This window comes from Bradyrhizobium sp. TM239, from assembly GCF_036247985.1.
In the GTDB taxonomy this organism is placed as follows: domain Bacteria; phylum Pseudomonadota; class Alphaproteobacteria; order Rhizobiales; family Xanthobacteraceae; genus Bradyrhizobium; species Bradyrhizobium ottawaense.
In genome coordinates this window covers 350661-374793 of record NZ_BTIR01000005.1, presented here as the reverse complement: position 1 = coordinate 374793, position 24133 = coordinate 350661, and the positions used below count along the sequence as shown (strand labels likewise).

Annotated in this window: 19 protein-coding genes; 12 read left to right on the top strand and 7 right to left on the bottom strand. The window is 65.8% G+C overall.

Annotated features, from left to right (window positions below):
* Positions 1-41 precede the first annotated feature (41 nt).
* From AABA84_RS10470 to AABA84_RS10455, 4 genes are all read left to right on the top strand, one after another.
* Positions 42-986 (top strand): ABC transporter substrate-binding protein, encoded by a 945-nt coding sequence (locus AABA84_RS10470; RefSeq protein ID WP_338312014.1) that lies wholly within the window; start codon positions 42-44, stop codon positions 984-986.
* Positions 987-1059: 73 nt separating this feature from the next.
* Positions 1060-1833 carry an ABC transporter permease gene (locus tag AABA84_RS10465; protein ID WP_028142738.1) on the top strand — a complete coding sequence of 258 codons (774 nt, stop codon included), beginning with the start codon at positions 1060-1062 and terminating at the stop codon, positions 1831-1833.
* Positions 1830-2615, top strand: coding sequence for an ABC transporter ATP-binding protein (locus AABA84_RS10460; RefSeq protein WP_338312013.1), 786 nt, complete (start codon positions 1830-1832; stop codon positions 2613-2615). The genes AABA84_RS10465 and AABA84_RS10460 overlap by 4 nt, the downstream gene beginning before the upstream one ends.
* Positions 2608-3840: a Zn-dependent hydrolase gene (locus AABA84_RS10455; RefSeq protein WP_338312012.1), complete on the top strand. Its 1233-nt coding sequence runs from the start codon at positions 2608-2610 to the stop codon at positions 3838-3840. Before AABA84_RS10460 ends, AABA84_RS10455 begins: the two co-directional genes overlap by 8 nt.
* A 60-nt stretch (positions 3841-3900) precedes the next feature.
* Here the strand turns inward: AABA84_RS10455 and bamA are convergent, their stop codons facing one another.
* Positions 3901-6414, bottom strand: a complete 2514-nt coding sequence (gene bamA, locus AABA84_RS10450; RefSeq protein WP_338312011.1) for an outer membrane protein assembly factor BamA — start codon at positions 6412-6414, stop codon at positions 3901-3903.
* A 298-nt stretch (positions 6415-6712) separates the two neighbouring features.
* Here bamA and AABA84_RS10445 point away from each other — a divergent pair, with 298 nt between their 5' ends.
* From AABA84_RS10445 to AABA84_RS10410, 8 genes are all read left to right on the top strand, one after another.
* The gene (locus AABA84_RS10445) at positions 6713-7081 is read left to right on the top strand and encodes a hypothetical protein (RefSeq protein ID WP_338312010.1); all 369 of its coding nucleotides are present in this window, start codon (positions 6713-6715) and stop codon (positions 7079-7081) included.
* A 1317-nt stretch (positions 7082-8398) separates the two neighbouring features.
* Positions 8399-9874, top strand: a complete 1476-nt coding sequence (locus AABA84_RS10440; RefSeq protein ID WP_338312009.1) for an efflux transporter outer membrane subunit — start codon at positions 8399-8401, stop codon at positions 9872-9874.
* Positions 9871-11094, top strand: coding sequence for an efflux RND transporter periplasmic adaptor subunit (locus AABA84_RS10435; RefSeq protein ID WP_338312008.1), 1224 nt, complete (start codon positions 9871-9873; stop codon positions 11092-11094). Before AABA84_RS10440 ends, AABA84_RS10435 begins: the two co-directional genes overlap by 4 nt.
* Positions 11095-11107: 13 nt before the next feature.
* Positions 11108-13069 (top strand): MacB family efflux pump subunit, encoded by a 1962-nt coding sequence (locus AABA84_RS10430; protein ID WP_445083411.1) that lies wholly within the window; start codon positions 11108-11110, stop codon positions 13067-13069.
* Positions 13070-13159: 90 nt separating this feature from the next.
* Entirely contained in the window at positions 13160-13870 is a 711-nt protein-coding gene (locus AABA84_RS10425; RefSeq protein WP_338312006.1) for a response regulator, read from the top strand.
* A complete protein-coding gene (locus AABA84_RS10420) occupies positions 13867-15198 on the top strand; it encodes an ATP-binding protein (protein ID WP_212253752.1) in 1332 nt (443 codons plus the stop codon). Before AABA84_RS10425 ends, AABA84_RS10420 begins: the two co-directional genes overlap by 4 nt.
* 57 nt (positions 15199-15255) lie before the next feature.
* A complete protein-coding gene (locus AABA84_RS10415) occupies positions 15256-16410 on the top strand; it encodes an MFS transporter (RefSeq protein ID WP_212253751.1) in 1155 nt (384 codons plus the stop codon).
* A gap of 158 nt (positions 16411-16568) precedes the next feature.
* On the top strand, positions 16569-19415 hold the full coding sequence (locus tag AABA84_RS10410; protein WP_212253750.1) for an ATP-binding protein: 2847 nt from the start codon (positions 16569-16571) through the stop codon (positions 19413-19415).
* Positions 19416-19431: 16 nt separating this feature from the next.
* On the opposite strand, the gene msrA is transcribed toward AABA84_RS10410, so the two are convergent.
* From msrA to AABA84_RS10380, 6 genes are all read right to left on the bottom strand, one after another.
* Positions 19432-19947 (bottom strand): peptide-methionine (S)-S-oxide reductase MsrA, encoded by a 516-nt coding sequence (gene msrA, locus AABA84_RS10405; RefSeq protein WP_212253749.1) that lies wholly within the window; start codon positions 19945-19947, stop codon positions 19432-19434.
* Between the two features lie 29 nt (positions 19948-19976).
* Entirely contained in the window at positions 19977-20432 is a 456-nt protein-coding gene (locus AABA84_RS10400; protein ID WP_212253748.1) for a cupin domain-containing protein, read from the bottom strand.
* Between the two features lie 21 nt (positions 20433-20453).
* Complete coding sequence (locus AABA84_RS10395; protein WP_028143735.1) at positions 20454-20876, bottom strand: OsmC family protein; 423 nt, start codon at positions 20874-20876, stop codon at positions 20454-20456.
* A 109-nt stretch (positions 20877-20985) separates the two neighbouring features.
* A complete protein-coding gene (locus AABA84_RS10390) occupies positions 20986-21834 on the bottom strand; it encodes an enoyl-CoA hydratase/isomerase family protein (protein ID WP_212253747.1) in 849 nt (282 codons plus the stop codon).
* Positions 21835-21860: 26 nt separating this feature from the next.
* Complete coding sequence (locus AABA84_RS10385; protein ID WP_338312005.1) at positions 21861-23174, bottom strand: epoxide hydrolase family protein; 1314 nt, start codon at positions 23172-23174, stop codon at positions 21861-21863.
* 244 nt (positions 23175-23418) lie between these two features.
* A complete protein-coding gene (locus tag AABA84_RS10380) occupies positions 23419-24108 on the bottom strand; it encodes a VOC family protein (RefSeq protein WP_212253745.1) in 690 nt (229 codons plus the stop codon).
* Between the last annotated feature and the right edge of the window lie 25 nt (positions 24109-24133).

Here is a 24133-nt window from a genome sequence, read left to right as displayed (position 1 = left end):
AAGAGGACGTCAATCCATCGATCGACAAGAGGACGACAATCATGCGTAGTTCGACGATATTTGCGACAATCATTGCTCTTTCGGCCGCCACTCCCGTGCTCGCCGACGACGTCAAGGTCGGAATCGGCATCTCCGGATGGACCGGCTTCGCGCCGCTGACGCTGGCGAAGGAAGCCGGCATCTTCAAGAAGAACGGCCTCGACGTTTCGATCAAGAAGATCCCGCAGAAGGACCGCCACCTTGCGATCGCGTCCGGCGACATCCAGTGCGCGGCGACCACGGTCGAAACCTGGATCTCCTGGAACGCCAACGGCGTTGCGACCAAGCAGATCTTCCAGCTCGACAAGAGTTTTGGCGCCGACGGCATGGCCGTGCGCCACGACGTCGCCGCGATCAAGGACCTCAAGGGCAAGACCGTCGCCGCCTCCGCGCCCGGCACCTCGCCGTATTTCGCGCTGGCCTGGATGCTCAAGAAGAACGGCCTCACGGTGAAGGACGTCACCGTCGTCAACCTCGAGCCGGCAGCGGCCGCGCAAGCCTTCGTCTCCGGCCAGAACGATGCCGCGATGACCTATGAGCCTTATCTGTCGACCGTGCGCGCCGCCCCCGACAAGGGCAAGATCATCGCCACCACGCTCGACTATCCGATGGTCATGGACACCTTCGGCTGCACACCGAAATTCCTGACCGAGAATCCCAAGGCCGCCAAGGCGCTCGCCGACAGCTATTTCGAGGCGCTCGACATGATCGCCAAGGACCAGGCCAAGGCCTACGAGATCATGGGCGCGGACGTGAAGCAGAGCGGCGAGCAGTTCGGCAATTCGGCGAAATATCTGCGCTGGCAGGACAAGGCCGCCAACCAGAAGTTCTTCGCGGGCGACTTCCTGACCTTCAACAAGGAAGCCGCCGAGCTTCTGCTCGAGATCGGCATCATCAAGGCCGCTCCGAAGGTCGAGGACCTCTTCGACGCGAGCTTCATCAAGTAACGTCTCAAGAGCCGCCGGCCCCGTCTCGCGGCGGGGCCGGCAATCTCGTTTCATCGCCCGGATAGACAGTTTGATGCGTCCCCTGGACCCTGTTACATCGAAGCAGCGCGTGGCCTACGGCCTTGCGTTCTTCGTGGTGTTCGTTGCCCTCTGGTCGTGGGCGACCTTCGGCGGCTATGTGTCGAAGACCTTTCTCGCCAACCCGCTGACCATGGTGCAGGAAGGCTATGACCTCTTGGCCAAGCAGGGTTTTGTGTTCGACATCGGCATGACGATCTGGCGCGTCGTCGGCGGCTTTGCGCTGGCGGCGATCATCGCAGTGCCGCTCGGCGTTCTCATGGGCGCCTACAAGCCGGTCGAAGCCTTCCTCGAACCGTTCGTCTCCTTCGCGCGCTACCTGCCCGCTTCCGCCTTCATCCCGCTCCTGATCCTGTGGGCCGGCATCGGCGAATTGCAAAAGCTGCTCGTCATCTTCATCGGCTCGGTGTTCCAGGTCATCCTGATGGTCGCCGTGACCGTCGGCGCCACGCGGCGCGATCTGGTCGAGGCGGCCTATACGTTGGGGGCACGCGACCGCGGCATCATCCGCCGCGTGCTGCTGCCCTCCTCCGCGCCTGAGATCGCGGAAATCCTGCGGCTGGTGCTGGGCTGGGCGTGGACCTATGTCATCGTCGCCGAGCTGATCGGCTCGTCCTCGGGCATCGGCCATATGATCACCGACAGCCAGGCGCTGCTCAACACCGGCCAGATCATCTTCGGCATCATCGTGATCGGGCTGATCGGCCTGCTCTCGGACTTCATGTTCAAGGCGTTCAACGCCTGGCTGTTTCCGTGGAGGCTCGCATGACGATCCTCAAGGTCGAGCAGGTCTCGCGCACCTTCCCCGCCCGCCACGGCAATGCGCCAACCAGGGCGCTGGAGCCGACCGATCTCGTCATCGGCAACAACGACTTCGTCACCATCCTCGGCCCCTCCGGCTGCGGCAAGTCCACGCTGCTGCGCATCGTCGCCGGTCTCGACCGTCCGACCGGCGGACGCGTCACGCTCGACGGGCGGGAGGTCACCGGCCCCGGCGCCGATCGCGGTATGGTGTTCCAGTCCTACACGCTGTTTCCCTGGCTCACCGTACGCGAGAACATCGCCTTCGGCCTGCGCGAGCGCGGCGTATCCGAGGCGGAGCGCAACGGAATCGCCGACGCCTTCATCCGCCAGGTCGGCTTGTCCGGCTTCGAGAACCATTGGCCCAAGCAACTCTCCGGCGGCATGCAGCAGCGTACCGCAATCGCCCGCGCGCTCGCCAACGATCCGAAAATCCTGCTGCTCGACGAGCCGTTCGGCGCGCTGGACAACCAGACCCGCGCATTGATGCAGGAGATGCTGCTCGGGATCTGGGAGCGCGACCAGAAGACCGTGCTGTTCGTGACCCACGACATCGAGGAAGCCATCTTCCTCGGCAGCCGCGTCATCGTCATGAGCGCGCGCCCCGGCCGCATCAAGGCCGAGATCAATGTGGACCTGCCGCATCCGCGCTCCTACAAGATCAAGACCACGCCGGAATTCGTCCAGCTCAAGGAACGGCTGGTCGAGGAGATCCGCACCGAGGCGCTGAAGGTTACCGAGCATGCCTGACAATCGTCCTTCCGCCGACGGCGCGCGCGTCCTCGCCGATCTCAATGCGCTCCGTGCCATCGGCGCTTACAAGTCCGGCGTTCACAAGCCGACCTTCTCCGAGCCGCACAGGCTTTCGCTGGACTGGCTGGTGCAGAAGCTGCCCGGCGCCGGTCTTACCGCTGCGATCGACGGCATCGGCAACGTCTTCGGCACCAGCGCCAAATCCGGACCCAAGCTTCTGGCCGGCTCGCATCTGGAGAGCCAGAACTACGCCGGATGGCTCGATGGCCCGCTCGGCGTGGTCTACGCTCTCGAAGCGGCCCGCGTGCTCAATGCCGATCCTGCCATGAAGGGCGCCGTCGAAGTCGCCGCCTGGTGCGACGAGGAAGGGCATTTCGGCCATTTCCTCGGCTCGCGCTCCTATGTCGGCCAGGTGACCGAAGCCGACATCGACGCCGCGCGCGATCGCACCAGCGGCCGCACCATGCGCGATGCGCTCGCCGAGATGGGGCTCGCAGGACACCCACGCGTCGGCGTCGAGCCGGGCCGCCACGTCGGTTATCTGGAGGCGCATATCGAGCAGGGCGACACGCTCGAAAGCGGCAAGCTCGCGATCGGCGTCGTGACGTCCATCGTCGGCATCTGGCAATACCAGATCAATTTTGCCGGCGAGCAGAACCATGCCGGCACCACCCGCATGGCGGTGCGCAAGGATGCCGGGCTGGCGCTGGCCAAGTTCTGCGTTGCGATCGACCAGCGTTTTCCTGATACCTGTGGCCCGCGCACGGTCTGGACCACCGGGCGCATCACGCTCGATCCGGGCGCGCCGAGCATCATTCCGGGCGGCGCCGAGATGCTGTTCCAGATCCGCGACGACGATCCGGCCGTCATTGCGCGACTGGAGCAATTGCTGCGGACCATGGCGGACGAGGTCAGCGCGACGGGTCCCTGCACCGTCACCGTTGAGAAAATCCGCACCGGCGCGCCCGCCATGATGAATTCCGGCTTTCAGGATGCGATCGAAGCCGCGAGCAAGGCGCTGGCCGGTGGACGTTCCATCCGCATGCCCAGCGGCGCCGGCCACGACGCGCAGATGCTGGCAACCGTCATGCCCGCCGCCATGCTGTTCGTGCCGTCGATCGGCGGCATCAGCCATCACTGGACCGAGAACACCGCCGACGCCGATATCGTCACCGGCGCGGAGGTGTATGTCGACGCCTGTCGGCGGATCCTCGCGGGCTGACGCCCATTTTTTTGAGCATGATCTTTCGGAAAACCGCTCCACACTTTTCCGGATCATGCTCTAGAACGACGTCCCTCCTCCGAACCTGAACTCCTGGACGACGTCGTATTTGCCCTTCGTGATCGGCACGGCATAGTCGAAGCGCAGCGGCCCGAACGGCGAAGCCCAGATCAGGCCGACGCCGACCGACGATCGCACCGTGTTGCCGTCGTCGTATTGCAGTCCGCAGGTCGGGCACGCCTTGGTGTTGACTTCGCCCGTGGCCGACCACGAGGTCGGCCCCTGATAGCCCCAGAGCGAGCCGGCGTCGGCATAGACCGCGCCCTTCAGGCCGACCTCCTTGGGCAGGAACCAGAACGGCATCTGCAGCTCCGCGGACGCGCCCCAGTATTTCGTGCCGCCGAGCGCATCGCCGCTGGCGCCGAGGCTCCAATAGGTGACGTCGCGCGGGCCGATGCCGTTCGAGGCGAAGCCACGCACGAGGTTCGAGCCCATCTGGAAATGATCCAGCATGCGCAGATCCTGATTGCCGAGCTTGCTGAGCAGGCCGCCCTGGAGATGGATCACGCTGACGATCTCGGAGACGAGCGGCGTGTAGTATTTGGCGTCCATCGCGGTCTTCAGATAGGTGACGTCGCCGCCGACCCCGGCGAAATCCTGCCGGAAGTCGACCAGCAATCCGTCCGTCGGGTTCTTGGTGTTGTCGAGCGTGTTGTAGTTCAGCGTGTAGCCGAGCGCCGAGGTCCAGGTCGCGCCGTTCGCCAGCTCCTTTCGGACCGGCAGGCTCGACTCGCCATCGCCGTAGCAGCCGTAGCCATAGACCCCCGAGCTCGTGGAGTTGGTCGGGTCCACACCGCCCAGGACGTTCTGGATGTAGGCCGGCGTCGGGTTGTAGGCGAGCGAAGCGTTGGACGCGTTGTTGTTGCAGTTGTTGTAGGCGCTGGCGAGCGAGATGCTCTGCTGATAGAGCGAATAGCGCAGCTGGAGTGAGACGTCCTCCCGCAATGCGAGGCCGATGCGCGGGGAGAAGCCGAGCGTGGTCACGCCGTAGCTCGTATAGCTGTTCGACTTCTGCTGCTTCCAATAAGTGTCGAACCCCAGCGCCATCCGGTAGTCGAGCAGATAGGGCTCGACGAAGGACAGCGATATGCCGCGTGAATATTGGCCGTAGCTGACCGAGGCCTTGCCGTAGAGACCGCGGCCGAGCAGGTTGCGCTCGGAGATCGACACTTCCGCCAGCGCGCCGTCGGTGGTGGAATAGCCGCCCGAGATCGAGAAGTCCCCGGTCGATTTCTCTTCCATGTCGACGATCAGGATCACGCGGTCGCTGGAGGAGCCGGGCTCGGTGACGATCTTGACGCTCTTGAAGTAGTCGAGATTCTTCAGCCGCCGTTCGGCGCGGTCGACCAGCGCGCGGTTGTAGGCATCGCCCTCGGAGAGATCGAATTCGCGGCGGATCACGTAGTCGCGCGTGCGGGTGTTGCCGCGCAGGTTGATGCGCTCGATATAGGTGCGGGGGCCTTCGTCGACGTTGAACACGACGGAGACGGTGTGCGCCTCGAAATTGCGGTCGCCGCCGGGCCGGACCACGGCAAAGGCATAGCCGCGGCGCGAGGCCTCGATCTGCATCTCTTCGGTCGACTTCTCGACCAATTCGACGTTGTAGAGCGAGCCGGCACTGACGCGCGAATAGCTGCGAAGCGAGCCCGCGTCGAAATTGGGAATGCCGGAGCGGAAATCGACGGAGCCGATGCGATATTGAGCACCTTCCTCGATCTTGAAGGTGACCAGAAAGCCCTTCTTCTCCGGATCGTATTCGGTGAGCGCGGCGACCACCTGGACGTCGGCGAAGCCGTTCTTGAGGTAGAAGCGGCGGATCAGGTCGCGATCGGCCTCGACGCGGTCGGGATCGTAGATGTCGTTGCTGCCGAGGAAGCTGAGCAAATTGCTCTCATGCGTCTTGATGACGTCGCGCAGGCGCGAAGCCGAGAAGGCGCTGTTGCCGATGAACTCGACCGACTTCACCGAGGTCTTGGCGCCCTCCTCGACCGTGAAGACGAGATCGACACGGTTGTTCGGCTGCTCGATGATTTCAGGGGTGACGCGAACGTCGTAGCGGCCGGAGCGCCGGTAGATTTCGGCGATGCGCAGCGTGTCGGATTGCACCAGCGCGCGCGAGAAGGTCCCGCGCGGCTTGGACTGGATTTCCGCCGAGAGCTGCTCGTCCTTGATCTTCTTGTTGCCCTCGAAGGCGATGCGGCCGATCACGGCATTCTCCACCACCGACACCACGATGCGGCCGCCCGCCTGGTTGATCTTCACATCCTGAAACAGGCCCGTCGTGATGAGCGCCTTGAGCCCGTCGTCGATCGCGGATTGATCGAGGCGCCCGCCGGGGCCCGGCCTGAAGTAGGAGCGGACCGTCTCGGCCTCCACCCGGCGATTGCCTTCGACGACGATCGTCTCCGCCGCCTGCGCGGCCGCCGGCTGCGGCAGCAGTGCAAGCGGAAGCGAACTTCCAATCGATACAGCACTCATCGCCACGGCGATCAGCCAGGCCCGCAAAAACGACATTCCACACCTCAGCAGCACTTCACATGCCCTGAAGACGGGAGCCCTGTGGCCGCGGTGTGGCTTTGCGATTTCCGCATTGTTTCTACGCGTTGAATTTCGTGCGGGGCGCTCCGCCGCGCCGCGGCGCGATGCCGGACCGCATGCGCCCTCTTCAGCAACGAATGACCGGCATCTCAGCCGTCGCGCGCCCCCGCACTGGCAGGCGTTCGGCAACATCGCGCAATGCTCGGATCCTTTACAGGCTCTTGAGCCGATGCGAGAGGCGACCACGTCAGATAACATCATGAGGCATTTGCCGATGAACGCGCTCGTCACGACCAGAACGGTGCTGCTCGCCCTCCTCCTCTCGACTCTGAGCGCGCATTCGGCGACCACCGACAAGCGCGATCGACAACGGGCGGCGCAAGGTACCGTCTATGAGTACGGACCGCGCGGCCCCAACCGGTCCTACCAGTCCGGTCCCCACACCCGCATCTATGTGAGCAAACGGTCCTGGCTGGATGGCGGGACCGAGGTGCTCCCAGTCGAGCGCAAGTTCACCGACTATGCCTTGCCGCCCGGCGCCTCGTTCGCACGCAGCAACAACAACCGGCCGCTCGACCGGCAGCCACTGAGTCCGGATTCGGACCTGGGCGGATATGCACAGAGAATACCGATCCCGTGGTGAGCGGACTCGTGTCTCGGACACGCTGCGTCCGGGGCACGAGAGCGGAGTTTGGCGCGCGCTTTCTCCGCCGTCATTGCGAGGAGCTCTTGCGACGAAGCAATCCAGAATCCCTCCGCGGAAGGACTCTGGATTGCTTCCGTCTTTGCCAAGGCTTCGGCGGACAGGTCGCTGCGGCCGCAATGATGGTGCTGTTGGTCCCGTCATCCTGAGGCGCGAAGCTTGCAATGCGCAGCGTTGCAAGCGAAGCCTCGAAGGATGAACGGCCGAGATACAGCCGGGCCGTCGCCCTTCGAGGCTTGCTCTGCAGCGCTGCGCGCAGCAGAGCGCGCACCTCAGGTGACGGTCATAGGGTTTTACCACGCTTTCTATCGCAAACACGCCTTCGCAGCCTCGCGGCTCAATTCGCCCGAGCTTTGCTTCGTCGCTCCACCCTCCAATCCAAGAGGGCGCAGGGAAGGCCGGGTGCCAGCTCGCACCCGCGGTCCGCTGCGCGAAATGCACACGCAGAAAGAACCGCACAGCAGCATACAGGTGGTGCCGAACACTCGGCCTTCCCTGCGCGGTGGTTGGACGGCTTATGCCGTGCTCTCCCGGGAGCCGAGTTCCCTCTGGCCTCCCTCGCCCCGCGAATTGGATGATGCAGTCCACCCGGTTGGGCTCGCTCGCACCTTCGCAGGACTTGACCGTAGCAACGACGGCCAGGACCACACGGTTTTGCCGTACGCGTTCAGCGTCGCTCGTCCGCACGCGGTTTCGGGCTCACAGGGACTACCCGCCCTGCCCGCTACCTTTTCGTGCCGACGCTGCCGCGTCCACCGCAAGCCCGGCTCGCGAAACGTGACGACGCGCGATCGCCCCTCAAGGTCAAGCCGGGATGGGCAACACATACGCCGAAACCGAATTTCGGTAAAGTGGAATATTTTTGCGCGCATGGATTGACAGAGGGCGACACAGGCACGGTCCCGTAGCCCGGATGGAGCGCTAGCGTCATCCGGGACGGTGCAAAATGCCGGGCGAGCAGCCCCGGATGACGCGTTCGCTCCATCGGGCTACGGGGCTACGGGACATCAGCGCTTCGGTCGCGCCGAGACGTCCTGCAATACCTGTTTACATTCAGCAACATTCCGGCTGCCGAAAGGCCACGATCGGCCGGCTAGTGGCGGCTGCCTCGTCCTGCCCCCTGAGGGCCATGAGCTCCCTCCGAGCCGAGGTCAATGGATTTCAGCCGATTTGATGCCGTCGTACTCGTTCGCCGCAAGTCCCCTGCCAACCGCCAAGGAGACGCATCGTCCGAAGCCCGCCCCGTTGCGCTGCCCCATGTCGCGCGCCGGAGCAGCCTGCGTTGCGCTGATGCTGGGCAGCGCCCTGGCCGGCTGCGCGGTCGGCCCGGATTATGCCGGCCCGCCCAAGCTCGCCTTGCCCTCGCACTGGAGCACCAACACCGCCCCGCATCGGGACGCCGGTAAGCTCGACCGCTGGTGGCTGCGCTTGCGCGATCGCCTGCTCAGCCGGCTGATCGAGGAAGCCGTCGAAGCCAACCCTGATGTCGCGAAGGCAAAAGCGGTCGTGCGCGAGGCGCGCGCCACGCTGCAACAGACGGCGGCAGGCCTGTTTCCGTCCGTGAGCGGCGCGGCCTCGGTGACCAGCAACAAGACCAGCGCCGGCTCCTCGTCCGTCCTCGTCGACAGTGCGCCCTACTCACTTCACCAGGCAAGCTTCGATTCGAGCTGGGAGCTCGACCTGTTCGGCGGCACGCAGCGGAGCATCGAGGCCGCGGCGCATGGTGCTCAATCCGCCGAGGAGGATCTGCGCGACAGCCTCGTCACGCTGATCGGCGACGTCGCCGCCTATTACGTCGAGGCGCGCGGCTATCAGGCCCGGATCGCGCTGGCGCAGCGGACCGCGGTCTCGCAGCGCGACACCGAAAAGCTCACCCGCAGCAAATACGACGCCGGCAGCGGCAACGCCGTCGATCTCGCCAAGGCCACCGCGCAGGCCGCGAGCACGGAAGCCAACGTTCCAACCTATCAGGCGGCGCTTGCGGCCGACATTCACCGGCTCGGAATCCTGCTCGGGCGGCCGCCCGGCGGCGTCGCCTCGTTGATGGCGCGGTCCGCACCCGTGCCGGCACCACGCATGCCGCTCCCCACCGGACTGCCCGCCGATCTCCTCATGAGCCGTCCCGATATTGCCAGTGCCGAGCGCAAGCTGGCGCAGGCGACCGCCAAGATCGGCGCCGCCGAGGCCGACCGCTATCCGGCGGTGTCGTTGACCGGCTCGGTCGGCACCTCTGCGCTGCGGGCCGGCGATCTCGCCAAATATTCCAGCGTCAGCTGGTCGGTCGGACCTTCGATCACCGTACCGGTGTTCGACGCGGGCAAGCGCCTGGCCACGGTCAGGATTGCGGAGGCGCAACGCGACCAGGCCTTCGCCACGTTCCATTCGACCCTGCTCACCGCGCTCGAGGACGTCGAGAATGCCCTGGTCTCGTTGTCGCGCGAACGCGTGCGCGCCACCAAGCTGACGGAGGCGGCCAGGAACTACCGCGAAGCCGCACGGCTGTCGCGATCGCTGTTCGAGACCGGCAGCGCCAGCTTCATCGACGTGCTGGACGCCGAACGCTCGCTTTATTCGGCCGAGGATTCGCTGATCCAGAGCAAGGTGTCGGCGGCCAAGGATTACATCGCGCTGGCAAAGGCGCTCGGCGGCGGCTGGTCCGATCCGGTCGACGTTTCGACGCCGATCATCGTGGACACCAACACCGGACCTCACTTCCGGGAGGCGCAGAAGTGACCGGGATCATCACCGCCAGACGCCTGAAGATCGCCGCAGCGATTGTTGCCGTCGTGGCAACCGGCGTGGTCGCGGCCACGCGCTTTCCGGGGACGTCGAGCAAGGCGCAGTCCTACATCACGGCGCCGGTCACCGTCAGCGATTTGCGCGAGGAGGTGCTCGCCAGCGGCACGCTGAAGCCGGCGCGGCTGACCGCGGTCGGCGCGCAGGTGTCAGGCCGGATCACCGCCCTCAACGTCCGCGTCGGCGACACGGTCAAGGCCGGCGACGTCATCGCCCAGATCGATCCCGTCACCAGGCAGAACGATCTGCGCAGCTCCGAAGCCTCGCTGAAGAACTACCGGGCGCAGAAGGTCGAGAAGGAGGCCGCGCTGGTGCTGGCCGAGGCCAATCTCGCGCGCCAGCAGGCGACCCTGGCGCAACGCGCGACGTCGCGCAGCGACTTCGACAGCGCGGATTCGACCGTGCGGCAGACCCGCGCCCAGATCGCCGCCCTGGAAGCCCTGATCGTGGGGGCGGAAGCCAGCGTCGAGACGTCACGCGTGAACCTCGAATACACCCGCATCACCGCTCCGATCGACGGCACGGTCCTCGCCACCGTGGTGCAGGAAGGACAGACGGTCAACGCGGTGCAGTCCGCGCCGACCATCGTCGTGCTCGGCCAGCTCGCGACGATGACGGTGCGGGCGGAGATCTCCGAGGCCGATATCGTCAAGGTCAGGCCGGGGCAATCGCTCTACTTCACCATCCTCGGCGACCAGGACCATCGCTACGAGGCCCGGCTCGAGCAGATCGAGCCGGCGCCCGAATCGATCAAGAACGACGCCAGCTTCTCCTCGACCACCACCAGCTCGACCTCGTCGAGCTCGACCAGCACGGCGATCTACTACATCGGCGTCTTCAACGTGCCGAACAAGGAGCTCTCGCTGCGAACCTACATGACCGCGGAGGTGCACATCGTCACCGGCGAGGCCAAGCGCGTGAAGGTGATCCCGGCGCTCGCGGTGATGCGAAAGTCCGACGGCCGCAGCACGGTGCGCACGCTCGCCGCGTCGGGTGACATCAGCGAGCGCGAGGTCAAGACCGGCCTCAACGATCGCACCATTGTCGAGATCAAGTCCGGCCTCGACGAGGGCGAGCGTGTCGTGACCGGCGAGGCGAACGAGCAGACCGCATCACGCGGCATGCCCGGCGGCCCACCGGGAGGGGGAGGTCCCTGACATGATCCCTCATTTGGCCGATCCGATCATCGCGATCGAGAAGGTTCGGCGGGAGTTCACGGCCGGCGACACCAGCGTGGTCGCGCTCGACGATTTCTCGCTGAGCATCCAGCCCGGCGAGATGGTGGCGATCATCGGCTCGTCCGGATCGGGCAAATCGACGCTGCTCAACATCCTCGGCTGTCTCGACCGCCCGACCTCCGGCACCTATCGCGTCGCCGGCAAGAACGTCTCCGAGCTGGATGCCGATGCGCTGGCGGCGCTGCGCCGCGAGCATTTCGGCTTCATCTTCCAGCGCTATCATCTGCTCGCCGACCTCTCGGCCGGCGAGAATGTCGAGATCCCCGCGATCTATGCCGGGATGAAGGCCCGCGAGCGCCGCACGCGCGCAGAGCAGCTTCTCGCAAGGCTCGGCGTCAACGACCGGCGCGGCCATCGCCCCAACCAGCTATCCGGCGGCCAGCAGCAGCGTGTCTCGATCGCACGCGCGCTGATCAACGGCGCCGAGGTCATCCTGGCGGACGAGCCCACCGGCGCGCTCGACCGGCGCAGCGGCGAGGAGGTCCTGAAGATCCTGAAAGAGCTGCACCGCGAGGGGCGGACGATCATCATCGTCACCCACGATGCCGATGTCGCGGCACGGGCCGAACGCATCATCGAGCTGCGCGACGGCAGGATCGCCTCCGATCGCCGCGCGGCGACGGAACGCGCATCGGAGCCGGCGGTTCCGGTGTCGCGGACGTCGTGGAGCAGCGGCACCGGCTGGTCCGGCGCCTTGCGGCGCCTGCGGGAGGCCTCGCGGATGGCGCTGGTTGCGATGGCCGCGCACCGGCTGAGGGCCTTCCTGACCATGCTCGGCATCATCATCGGCATCGCCGCGGTGTCGTCGGTGGTGGCGCTCGGCAACGCGTCCCAGCGCAAGGTGCTGTCCGACATTTCGAGCCTCGGCACCAACACGATCGAGGTGTTTCCGGGCAAGGATTTTGGCGATGCGCGCGCCGGCAAGATCAAGACGCTGGTGCTGGGCGATGCCCGCGCGCTCGACCGGCAGGATTTCATTGCCGGGGTCACGCCGACGGTGTCGACCAGCACGACGGTGCGCTATCGCGGCAACGAGTCCAACGTGCTGGTGAACGGCGTCGGCGAGAGCTATTTCCAGGTCAAGGGCGCCAAGCTCGCGAAAGGACGCCTGTTCGATACCGACGCGATCCGCAACATCGAGCGGCAGGCCGTCATCGACGACAATACCCGCAAGACCTTCTTCGCCGACGACCAGACCTCCGGGATCGGCCGCGTGATCTGGCTCGGCAAGGTGCCCTGTCGCATCGTCGGCGTCATCGCCCAGCAGCAGGGCGGGTTCGGCTCGAACCAGAACCTGTCGGTCTACCTGCCCTACACCACCGTGCAGGCCCAATTCACGGGCGACCGCGCGCTGCGCAGCATCCTGCTGCGGATCAGCGACGAGGTTTCGACCGCGCTGGCGCAGGACGCGGTGACCACGCTCTTGACACAGCGGCACAACACCCGGGATTTCGTCATCCTCAACACCGACGATATCCGCCGCACCATCACCAGCACGACACAGACGCTGGCGTTCCTGGTGGCGGCGATCGCGGTGATCTCGCTGGTCGTCGGCGGCATCGGCGTCATGAACATCATGCTGGTGTCCGTGTCGGAACGGATCAGCGAGATCGGCGTGCGCATGGCGGTCGGCGCCAGGCGCAGCGACATCCTCCAGCAATTCCTGGTGGAAGCGACCTTGATCTCGTCGATCGGCGGCATCGCCGGCATTCTCGTCGCGATGCTGCTCGGCGTCGCCATCAACGTCGCGGTGCCCGGATTCGAGGTCAGCTATTCGACGTTCTCGATCGGCGCGGCATTCCTGACCTCGACCGGGATCGGGGTTGCCTTCGGTTTCTTCCCCGCCCGCCGCGCCGCCTTCCTCGACCCCGTGGTGGCACTGAGCCGCGACTGACCTTAGGATTGCACGATGACCGTAGTTCTTCGGGCGAGACATTCGTCCGCAAATCGACCAACGATCGGCAATCCCGATGCGATTTCAATCATGACCAACGGCCCCCAGAACATCCTGATCGTCGAGGACGACAAGCAGACCCGCGACCTCATCTCGCGTTATCTGCGTGATCACAACTTCTCGGTCGACGCGGTCGCGAACGGCAGGGAGATGGACCGCCATCTCTCCCGCGAGCGGGTCGACCTGATCGTGCTCGACCTGATGCTGCCGGGCGAGGACGGCCTCAGCCTCTGCCGCCGGCTGCGGATGGAGTCCACGACGCCGATCATCATCCTCACCGCGAAGGGCGAGGATCTCGACCGGATCCTCGGCCTCGAGATGGGCGCCGACGACTATCTGCCAAAGCCGTTCAACCCGCGCGAGCTCCTCGCCAGGATCAACGCGGTGCTGCGACGGCGATCGAGCAGCCTCGCCGGCCCCACCGCCGCGCGTCTCAAGTTCCAGGGCTGGACCATCGATCTTCGCCTGCGCGAATTGCGCGATCCCGAAGGCGCACAGGTGCCCCTGACCAGTGCCGAGTTCGATCTGCTGCAGGCCTTCTGCGAGCGGGCCGGCCGCATCCTCACCCGCGACAACCTCCTGAGCATGACGCGCGGTCGTGCCGGAGCAAGCTTCGGCCGCAGCATCGACGTGCTGGTCAGCCGGCTGCGCCGCAAGCTCGACCGGACGGAGGGCGCGTCCGTGATCAAGACCGTCCGCATCGGCGGGTACGTCTTCACTCCAAGGGTGGAGGAAGCATGAGCCGCGCCGCCGACATCGTCGCACTCTTCAGCTTCAGGCGGATCAGCGGCCAGATCGCCGCCTTGATCCTGGGATCGCTGGTCCTGATCCATGTCCTGATCGCCGGATATTTTCTCCTCAACCAGCCGAAGCTGCTGGCGGACACGCCGCTGGAGCAGATCGAGCTGATCGTGCGGATCGTCGCCAACACGCCGAAGGCCGAGCGCGCCATCGTCCTCGACAGCGTCAGCCGGACCTTTCCGCCGCTCAAGCTCCAATTGCGGGACAGCGTATCCGCCGCCGCCACGCCGCAGTCGATGCGGACCTCGCTGACCATCCCCTCTGCGCTTGGTGTCAGGGCCGAGCTCGTTCGCGGCAGCGGCGCGGACGACGAGCGCGTCTGGTTCTACCTTCCGGGCGACGACGTGCTCGAAGCCACGATCGGATCGCCCAAGATGCCGGCCTTCGTCAGCGGCCTCTGGACCTCGACGCTGCTGTTCCTCGTGGCAAGCCTGACGCTGCTCGGCGTCTGGGCAGGTCGCGCGCTCTCCTCGCCGCTGTCGGCCTTCGCGCGCGCGGCGGAGGATTTCAGCCTGAGCCGGTCCTCCGCGCCGCTGCCGGAAAACGGACCGGAGGAGATCAGATCCGCGGCAAGGGCGCTGAACCGGATGCGCGATCGCATCACAACGCTGATGAACGACAGAACCCGCATGCTCGCGGCCATCAGCCATGATCTTCGCACCCCGATCACGCGTCTGAGGCTGCGTTCGGAATATATCGAGGATCCGGCACAACGCACGCAGACCGTGCGCGATCTCGACCAGATGCAGTCGATGCTGGAATCGGTGCTGTCGCTGCTGCGCAGCGAAAGCCCGGTCAAGCCGACGCTGGTGGACATCGCGGCGCTGCTTCAAATGGTTTGCGAGCAGTTTTCGGACTCCGGATTCGCCGTGACCTATTCCGGCCCGGACCGGGCCGCCTTCGTCCTGCGGCCCGACGAGATCATCCGCGCGGTCACCAACCTCGTCGAGAACGCAACGCGCTTCGGAACCCAAATCGACGTCGCGCTGGTGACCGCCGAGGACCGGCTCGTCATCGACGTCTGCGACGACGGGCCGGGCATTCCCGACGAAAGCAAGGCCGCGATGCTGGAGCCCTTCGTGCGCGGAGAGGAAGCCCGCACCATGGACGAGACATCAGGATTTGGTCTCGGTCTGTCGATCGCGCAGGCGATCGTGAGCGCGCATGGCGGAACGCTTCAGCTGCTCGACAACGCGCCAAAGGGCCTGCGCGTCCGCTTGCAGCTCGCGAAGGCCGCCCGCGACGATTTGGGAACGCCTCGGACATAAAGCCGCGGCATTTCTCGGGCTTGTCGATCGCCCTGCCTCTGCTTCCCCGGAGTTCCCATGTCTTCCGCCGACCGGCCCTCGACGCGCCTTGCGACCCGGCTTGCCTTCCTCGTCGCGGGTTTCGGCATCGCGTGCTGGGCGCCGCTGGTGCCGTTCGCGAAGACCCGGCTCGGCGTCGATGACGGCGTGCTCGGATTGCTGCTGCTCAGCCTCGGCATCGGCTCGGTCATCGCGATGCTGGTGACCGGAATCGTGAGCGCGCGCTACGGCAGCAGGCCGATCATCATTGCGGGCGGATTCGGGCTGGCGCTGGTCCTGCCCCTGCTCGCCATCGCGGCTTCGCCCGCAACGCTGGCGCTGGCGCTTTTCGCGTTCGGCGCCGCGCTCGGCTCGATCGATGTCGCCATGAACATCCACGCCGTGGAGGTGGAGCGCGCCGCGCACCGCCCGCTGATGTCCGGCTTCCACGCCCTGTTCAGCATCGGGGGCTTTGCCGGATCCGCGCTGATGACGGCGCTGCTCTCGCTGCAATTCGGAACGCTCGCCTGCACCTTGATCTGCTCCGTCCTGATGCTGATCGCGATGGCCCTGACCTCGCCGCGCCTGCTTCGTTCCGTGCAGGTGCAGGAGGGCCCGCTGTTCGTGCTGCCGCACGGATCGGTGCTGCTGCTCGCGCTGCTCGGCGCCATCACCTTCCTGGTCGAAGGTGCGATGCTGGATTGGGGCGCCCTGCTCGTCATCGGCGCAGGTCTCGCCACCGAGGCGCAAGGCGGCGCCGGCTATATCGTGTTCTCGATCGCGATGACTGCGGGCCGGCTCGGCGGCGACGCCGTCGTCGCGCGGATCGGCGACCGCACGACGTTGCTCTGGGGCAGCCTCATTGCCATCGCCGGTTTCGTGGTCCTGCTGACGGCGCCCATTGCAGCGGTCGCCATCGGCGGATTCCTGCTGATCGGGCTCGGCGCCTCGAACCTCGTGCCGGTGCTGTTCCGCCGGGCGGCGCGGCAAACGGTGATGCCCACGGGGCTTGCGGTCGCGGCGATCACGACTGCGGGCTACGCAGGAATCCTGATCGGCCCCGCAGGCGTCGGCTTCGTCGCACATTTTGGCGGATTGCCAATGGCGTTCTGGCTGCTGGCTGCGTTGATGGGCCTGGTCACGCTGACGGCGCGCATCGTCACCAAGGACCCGGGTCAGACCATGGCGACCTAACCCCTTCCTTCTCAAGCATTATTTGGGCGGGCCGAAGCTGACCCAAGCCATCTGCGCAGGTCTGCCAGCCATGCTGCTTTCGGCCAGTTTACTGGACGCCTCGTTCTGCTAGACCACAATAAAATACCTTTTGAACCCCGTTGCGGGGGCAATGGCACGTGCCAGCTCACAATAACAACCAAGACTCGGCCATTTCATTCGGGCCATTTCGGCTGTTTCCCAAGTCGCGGCTCCTGGAGAAGGAAGGGGAGCCGCTTCATGTCGGCGGCCGCGCGCTCGATATTCTCATCCTGCTTGCCGAGCGCCCCGGAGAAGTCGTCGACAAGAGAGAGCTGGTCAAGCGCATCTGGGCCGAGGTGAATGTCGACGAGGGCAGCCTGCGTTTCCATGTCGCAGCGCTGCGCAAGGTGCTCGGCGATACCGGCAAATCGGCCCGTTATGTCCTCAACGTACCCGGCCGCGGCTATTGCTTTGTCGCCCCGTTCGCCCAAGCGCCCTCGCAGGTCGCGCCTGCCGCCGCCGAAATCATTCCTCCCCGCTCCCTGCCCGCCCAGCTTGCGAAGATGGTCGGACGCGAGGAGGTCATCGAGAAGATCTCGAACGGCCTGACGCTCTATCGCTTCATGACCCTGGTCGGCCCGGGCGGCATCGGCAAGACCGCGGTCGCCGTCACGGTCGGGCATCGGCGCTCGGCGGATTTCGACGGCCGCGTCTTCTTCGTCGATTTCGGTCCGCTGCGGGACGCCAGCCATGTCCCAACCAGCATCGCCTCCGTCCTCGGACTGACCGTCAGCGCGGAGGATCCGACGCCGGCCATCCTGACATTTCTGAAGACCGGACCGGCCCTGCTGATCTTCGACAGTTGCGAGCATGTGCTGGATCATCTGGCGCCGCTCGTCGAGCGCATCGTTCGCGAAGCGCCGCAGCTTCGCGTTCTCGCCACCAGCCGCGAGTCGTTCCGAAGCGAAGGCGAGCGGATCTTCCGGCTGTTTCCGCTGGATTGTCCGCCCGAGCGCGAGGGCCTCGACGTCGCCGATGTTCTCGCCTACCCCGCGGCCCAGCTCTTCGTCGAGCGCATCGCGCAGAGCTCCGGGCCGTTCCAGCTCAGCGCGGAAGAGGCGCCGCTTGTCGCCAGCATCTGCCGGCGCCTCGACGGCATTGCGCTGGCGATCGAACTCGCGGCGGGCCGGGTCAATGCGTATGGCATCGCCGGCACCGCCTCGCTGCTCGACAGCCGCTTCTCGCTGCAATGGCGCGGACGGCGCACGGCCGTCCCGCGGCACCAGACGCTCGCCGCCGCCCTCGACTGGAGCTACGATCTGCTGCCTCCGGCGGAAAGCGCCACCTTGCGGCGATTGTCGGTGTTCGCAGGACCCTTCGCGCCGGAGGCGGCTGCTGCGGTTGCGTCCGGCGATGGCCTCAGCACCTCGGAGACGCTGGAGGCGATCGACAGCCTCGTCACCAAGTCGCTGATCTCGCCATCCGGGTCGCGGACGCTGCGCTATCGCCTGCTCGACACCACGCGCACCTACGCGCTCGGGAAACTGAACGAGCTCGGTGAAGGCAGACAGTTCGCGCGGCGTCATGCGGAGCATTTTCGCGATCTCTTCGAGCGCGCGGGGGCCGACGCGTCGACGCCGCTGCCCGAATGGCTCAGCACCTATGGTGGGGAGCTCGACAATGTGCGCGCGGCGCTGGACTGGGCCTTCGCACCCGACGGCGACACCCGGCTCGGCGTTGCGCTGACGGCGGCCGCGGTCACCCTGTGGGTGCGCCTGTCGCTGTTCGCCGAATGCCGCGAGCGCAGCAGAACGGCGCTGGCGGCGCTCGGAGACGACGGTGACAACGACCGCGTTCGCATGCAGCTCCTGTCGGCACTCGGCTGGTCGCTGATGTATGGCGAGGGCCGCGCGCGCGAGGCGCGCCCGATCCTGGAGACGACGCTCGAGCTGGCCGAGAGCCTCGACGACAAGGACTTCCGGCTGCGGGCGCTCTGGGGCCTGTGCATCGACCAGTTCAACAACGGGCAGTTCGGCAAGGCCCGCGCGCTCGCCGAGCGCTTTGCGAACGCGGCTGCGAATTCGCCTGACAGCACCGATCTGATGCTGGGCGACCGCCTGATGGCCGTCGCGTTGCATTATCTGGGAGATCAGAACGACGCGCGGCAGCGTATCGACCGGGTGAACGCCTCGCTGCATGTGCTGGTGGCGAAGCCGAAAATCTTCCCGCTCGATCTCAGGATATCGACGCAATATTTCCGGGCCCGCATCCTGTGGCTTCAGGGCCTCGCCGATCAGGCCCAGGCGCTCGCCGCCAAGAACATCGAGGAAGGCCGCGCCAACGGCCATGCGCTGACCTTCTGCAGCGTGCTGGGGCAGGCCGCCTGCCCGATCGCGTTCTGGTCCGGCGATTTCGATGCCGCCGAGCGCCACGGGACCGAGCTGCTCGAACACACCGAGCGCCACGGCATCCGGCTGTGGGGCCTATGGGCACGCGCCTTCAACGCCGCGGTCATTGCCAGGCGCGGCGACATCGCCACCGGCCTGCCGCTCCTGCGCGAAGAGCTCAACCGCGCCGGCGATGCGCGCTTCCTGCCGCGCTTTCTTCCGCTGCTCGGCGAGCTCGCCGCGTGTTCGCTGGAGGCCGACCAGGTTGACCGTGGCCTCGACGTGATCGAGGACGCCCTGACCCGCTGCAACGACCGGCAGGAGCTCTGGTATCTGCCGGAGCTGCTCCGCATCAAGGGAGAATTGATGCTCAGAAGCGCGCGGCATTCGGACGACGCCGAGGCGCACTTTCGCGAGGCCATCGACATTGCCGCCCAGCAGGGCGCGCGCTTCTGGGAGCTCCGCTGCACGACCAGCCTCGCGCGGCATATGATCGGCGCAGGCCAAAGCGCGGACGCTCGGGCCATGCTGAACAATGTCACGGGATCGTTTGCCGAGGGATCCGATATCTCCGACATGCGCACCGCCCGCGAGCTGATGGCGCAATTGCGCGCCTGACAGCCCGCGACCTGATCTAGCCTCCGACAGCCGCCGCGCGGCGCGGCAGCTTCCAGCCCGGCCGGATGAAGTGGCAGGTGTAGCCGTCAGGATAACGTTCGAGATAGTCCTGATGCTCGGGCTCGGCCTGCCAGAATTCGCCTGCGGGCGCGACCTCGGTCACCACCTTGCCGGGCCACAGGCCGGACGCCTCGACGTCGGCGATGGTGTCTTCGGCGATCTTCTTCTGCTCGTCGCTCGTATAGAAGATCGCGGAGCGATAGCTGGTGCCCCTATCATTGCCCTGGCGATCGAGCGTGGTGGGATCGTGGATCTGGAAGAAGAACTCCAGCATGGTCCGGTAGCTGGTCTTGGTGGGATCGAACATGATTTCGATCGCCTCGGCGTGGCCTTCGTGATTGCGGTAGGTCGCGTTCTTCACCGCACCGCCGGTGTAGCCGACGCGGGTGGAGATCACGCCTGGCTGCTTGCGGATCAGATCCTGCATGCCCCAGAAGCAGCCTCCGGCCAAAACTGCGCGCTCCGTCGTCATTTGATGCTCCATTGGTCTGGTCGAGATATTCAGCGCCGGTCCGCAGCCACATGCAAGCGCGGATCATCGTGGTCATCGTGATATTCGAGGCCGAGCGGGCCGATCGCCGAGACCTGTGTGACGTATTCACCGGACTTCGCCCAATGAAAATGCCAGGTCTCGCCGGGCAGCACGATAACACTGCCCGGCGGATAGGCTCTGACTTTATCGCCATCGAAACTCTCGCCGAGCCCGATGTAGAACACGCCCGACATGACCGTGTAGATGCGGTCCTCCGGATGCTTGTGCGGCATCAGCCGGGTGCCGCCGGGCACCTTGACCCGGACCACGTAAGGTCCGGGCTCGGCGGGATGGCCGACCATAACGGCGAGGCGCGCGCCCGGCGGGAAAGCGGGGAACGGCTGCCATGCGATATCCTCGGGCAGGATCGCCCGGAACCTGTCTTCATCCGGTTGATGTTGGCGAGGCGGATCTTGACGCGACATGGCAGCGTTTCCTCTGATCGCTCAGCCCAGCTTGGCGTCGAGCGTGATCGCGGCGTTGAGCACCTTCGATACCGGACAATTCTTCTCGGCCTCGCCGGCGATTTTCGCAAAGCCTGCATCGTCGAGGTTCGGCACCTTGGCGCGCAGGGTGAGCGCCGACTTGCTGATCTTGAAGCCCTTGCCTTCGGGCTCGAGCGTGACGGCGGCTTCGGTCGAGAGCTCGTCCGGCGTGAAACCGGCCATCTGAAGGCCAAAGGCCAGCGCCATCGTAAAACAGCCGGCATGGGCCGCCGCGATCAACTCCTCGGGATTGGTGCCCTTCTCGTTCTCGAAGCGGGTCTTGAACGAATAGGGTGTCTGCGCGAGCACGCCGGATTCGCTCGTCAGATGACCGGTCCCATCGCGACCGGTGCCTTTCCAGACTGCCGTTGCCTTGCGGATCATCTCAATTCTCCTTGTTTGATTTCAGCACCGCTACTCCGTACCGGTGGAAGGCGACTTCGGCGTGACCGCCCGCCACCGTTCCAACCGGCCGCGCGCCGCAGCGGTTCCGTTAGCTGCCGATCTGTCCGACGTGGAAGCCGAGCCGGTTCTCGACGTCCCCGGAGCGGTGGAAGCCGCGCGCCATCAGCGCCCTGATTCTGGTCTGGCTCGCGGGACGGCCGAGCGAGGCCAGGAACGCGTCCCACTCCGGCTTGATATCGGCGTCCGGCGGCAGGCTTGCGACATCGACAAGACGCTTGGTCTCGGCGATCGCCTCCTTGTCGAACGACGCGATGCGCATGGCGAGTGCCTCGACGAAACCATCGAGCTCGGCGTCCGGCAACGACCGGTTCACATAGCCATAGCGTTCGGCGAGATCGCCATGGATGTCGTCGGCGCCGAGCAGCACTTCGAGCGCACGGCCGCGGCCCATCAGGCGCGGCAATCGCGCCATCGGCCCGCCGCCGGGCACGAGGCCCGCGCCGACCTCCCATTGCGACAGGATCGCCTTCTCGCGGCTGGCAAAACGCATGTCGCTTGCGAGCGCGAGCTCGCTGCCGACGCCGGTCGCGCGGCCCCGGATCGCGGCGATGGAGACGACCGGCGCGCGGCTGAGGCGCACCAACGTGTCAGGCAGCGACTGCAGGCCCGTCGGCCCGGGCGGAACGGCAAGCGAATCCTCCAGTGGCGCGAGGAAGTCGTAATGGGTGATGAAGAAGCCTTCGACGGCGCTGTCGAACACCACCACCTTCACCTCTGGATCGGCCTCGATCGCGGCCACGATGTCGCTGAGCAGCGGAAGATGCCTGGGGCCGAAGATGTTGACCGGCGGCATGTCGAAGGTGACACGCCAGTAGGTCGGCAGGCGGCGCTCGAGGCGGATCTCGCCGGTCGTGAAAGTACGTTCGGGGCGGTTCATGGTCTCACTCCTGATGTGGGCTGATTTCAGATCGATTGCCGCAGCGGGCGGAACGCGGTCCGCACCTCCGCAGAGAACAGCGCCGGCTGCTCCCAGGCCGCGAAGTGTCCGCCCTTGTCGAGGCGGTTGTAGTGGATTAGCTTGGGATAGGCCTTCTCGGCCCAGCTCCGCGGCGCGGCGTAGATCTCGTCCGGAAAGACGCTGACGGCGACCGGGATCGTCACGTGCTTGGGTGCGAAGAACACCAGCTTGTTCTCCCAATACAGCCGGGCCGACGAGACCGCGGTGTTGGTGAGCCAATAGAGCGTGATATTGTCGACCACATCGTCGCGCGACAGCCCTTCCGTCCGACCGTCGAACACGCGCGCGATCATCGCGGCGCTGCGCGCATCGTGATCGAGCATCCACGATGCGAGGCCCGCGGGCGAATCCACGAGACCATTGAGCGTCTGCGGCCGGTTCGACATCTCGATCGCGTAGCCGAGACCGTGCTTGTAGAAATCATCGAGCTGGTCGTAGGCAAGGCGCTCGTCGGCCGAAAGGTTCGCCGGGCGCGTTCCACCGGGTTGAAGCGCCTTGGCGATGTCGTCGGGAACGGTCGCGGGCATGTTGGTGTGGATGCCGAGCAGTTCCGGCGGCGCGATCAGCGCCATCTGCTCCGTCACCGCATTGCCCCAATCGCCGCCTTGCGCGACATAGCGGCTGTAGCCGAGCCGCTTCATCAGAACGACCCAGGCTTGCGCGATGCGCTGGGGATCCCAGCCGAGCACCTTGGGCTTGCCCGAGAAGCCGTGGCCGGGAAGCGAGGGAATCACGAGGTCGAACGCGTCCGCGGCCTTGGCACCGTGTGCGGTCGGATCGGTGAGCGGACCGACGATCTTCATCTGCTCGATGATCGAGCCGGGCCAGCCATGCGTGACGATCATCGGCAGTGCATTCTCGTGCCGCGAGCGGACGTGAATGAAGTGAATGTCGACGCCGTCGATTTCGGTGACGAATTGCGGCAAGGCGTTCAATCGCGCTTCCACCTTGCGCCAGTCGTAGTCGCTCTGCCAGTAGCGCACGAGCTGTTGCACCGTCGTCAGCTGCACGCCCTGCGACTGATCGGCGACGATCTCGCGGTCCGGCCAGCGCGTGGCAGCCAGGCGCCGGCGCAGGTCGAGCAGATCCTGCTCGGGCACGTTGATCTGGAAGGGACGGATGGCGCCGCCTGCGGCGGCCCTGGCCGGATGCAGCGGCAACAGGCTCGACACGCTGGCGGCCACCGCGGTAATCGCGGCCTGGCTCAGCAATTGACGGCGATCGGGATTGAGGCTCTCGGTTCGTGCTTGCGCGGTCATGTTGGATCTCCCTTGCTTTGGTCGGTGACGCTGACCGAGTTCGAAATCAACGCCTCGGTTGGTGTGCAGAGAGATTGGCGCGGGCCCCGGCAATTTGCTCGTTATGGATTGTTAGCCTGCGTTAGCCGTTGCGAGTCCGCGCACTGCAAGAGGGCGATGACATGCGCGCGATGCGACGAGGCGCGCGACGACCATGTCATCGCGCGCCGTGTCGGCCAAAATCGGAGATGCCTTTCGCGGCAGCTCAAGTCGGCAACGGCTGGCCGGCCTGCTCGCGGACGATGTGGTCGGCGTACCAGTCCGCCCAGTTCTCGTCGTGCCCGCCGGTTCGCGTCTCATGCTCGCCATGCGCCAGCGCCGCGCGACGCAGCGCTGCGGCCAGATCGGTTGCTGAAGCGAATGTCGTGCCGTCGCCTGCGATGCGTCCGGGCAATCGTGTCGTGACTTCCTGGAACAGCCAGCCATTGCCGTCGGGATCGCTGAACGCGGCGAATGAGGCATAGCTGCCTTGCTTCGGGTCAGCACCACTGACTCGAACGCTGCCGAACAGATACGGCTCGTCGGGCCCGGCATGAACGTCGCCGGCACCGTGGAATGGCGCGCTGACCTCGACGCCGCGGTCGAGCAGATCCTGTCGTGCCGCTTCGAGATCGGAGACGACCAGATACAGGCCGCGCGCCGAGCCGGGTGCTGCCGCCGTGACGTTCCTGCCGAAAATCACCGAGCAGGCCGAGCCCGGCGGCGTGAACTGGATCACGCGCCAGTCGTCGCCCGACGTGAAATCGGCATCCAGTCGCCAGCCGAGTCGTGCATAGAACGCCTTGGCGCGGTCGACATCGGACACCGGGATCACGAGGACCTCGAGCTTCATATCGACGCCGCGAGATGTCGAGGGCTTGGTTTGAGCTTCGCGATTGATCTCGATCACAGCCATGTCCAACTCCTTGTTTCAAGCCGCG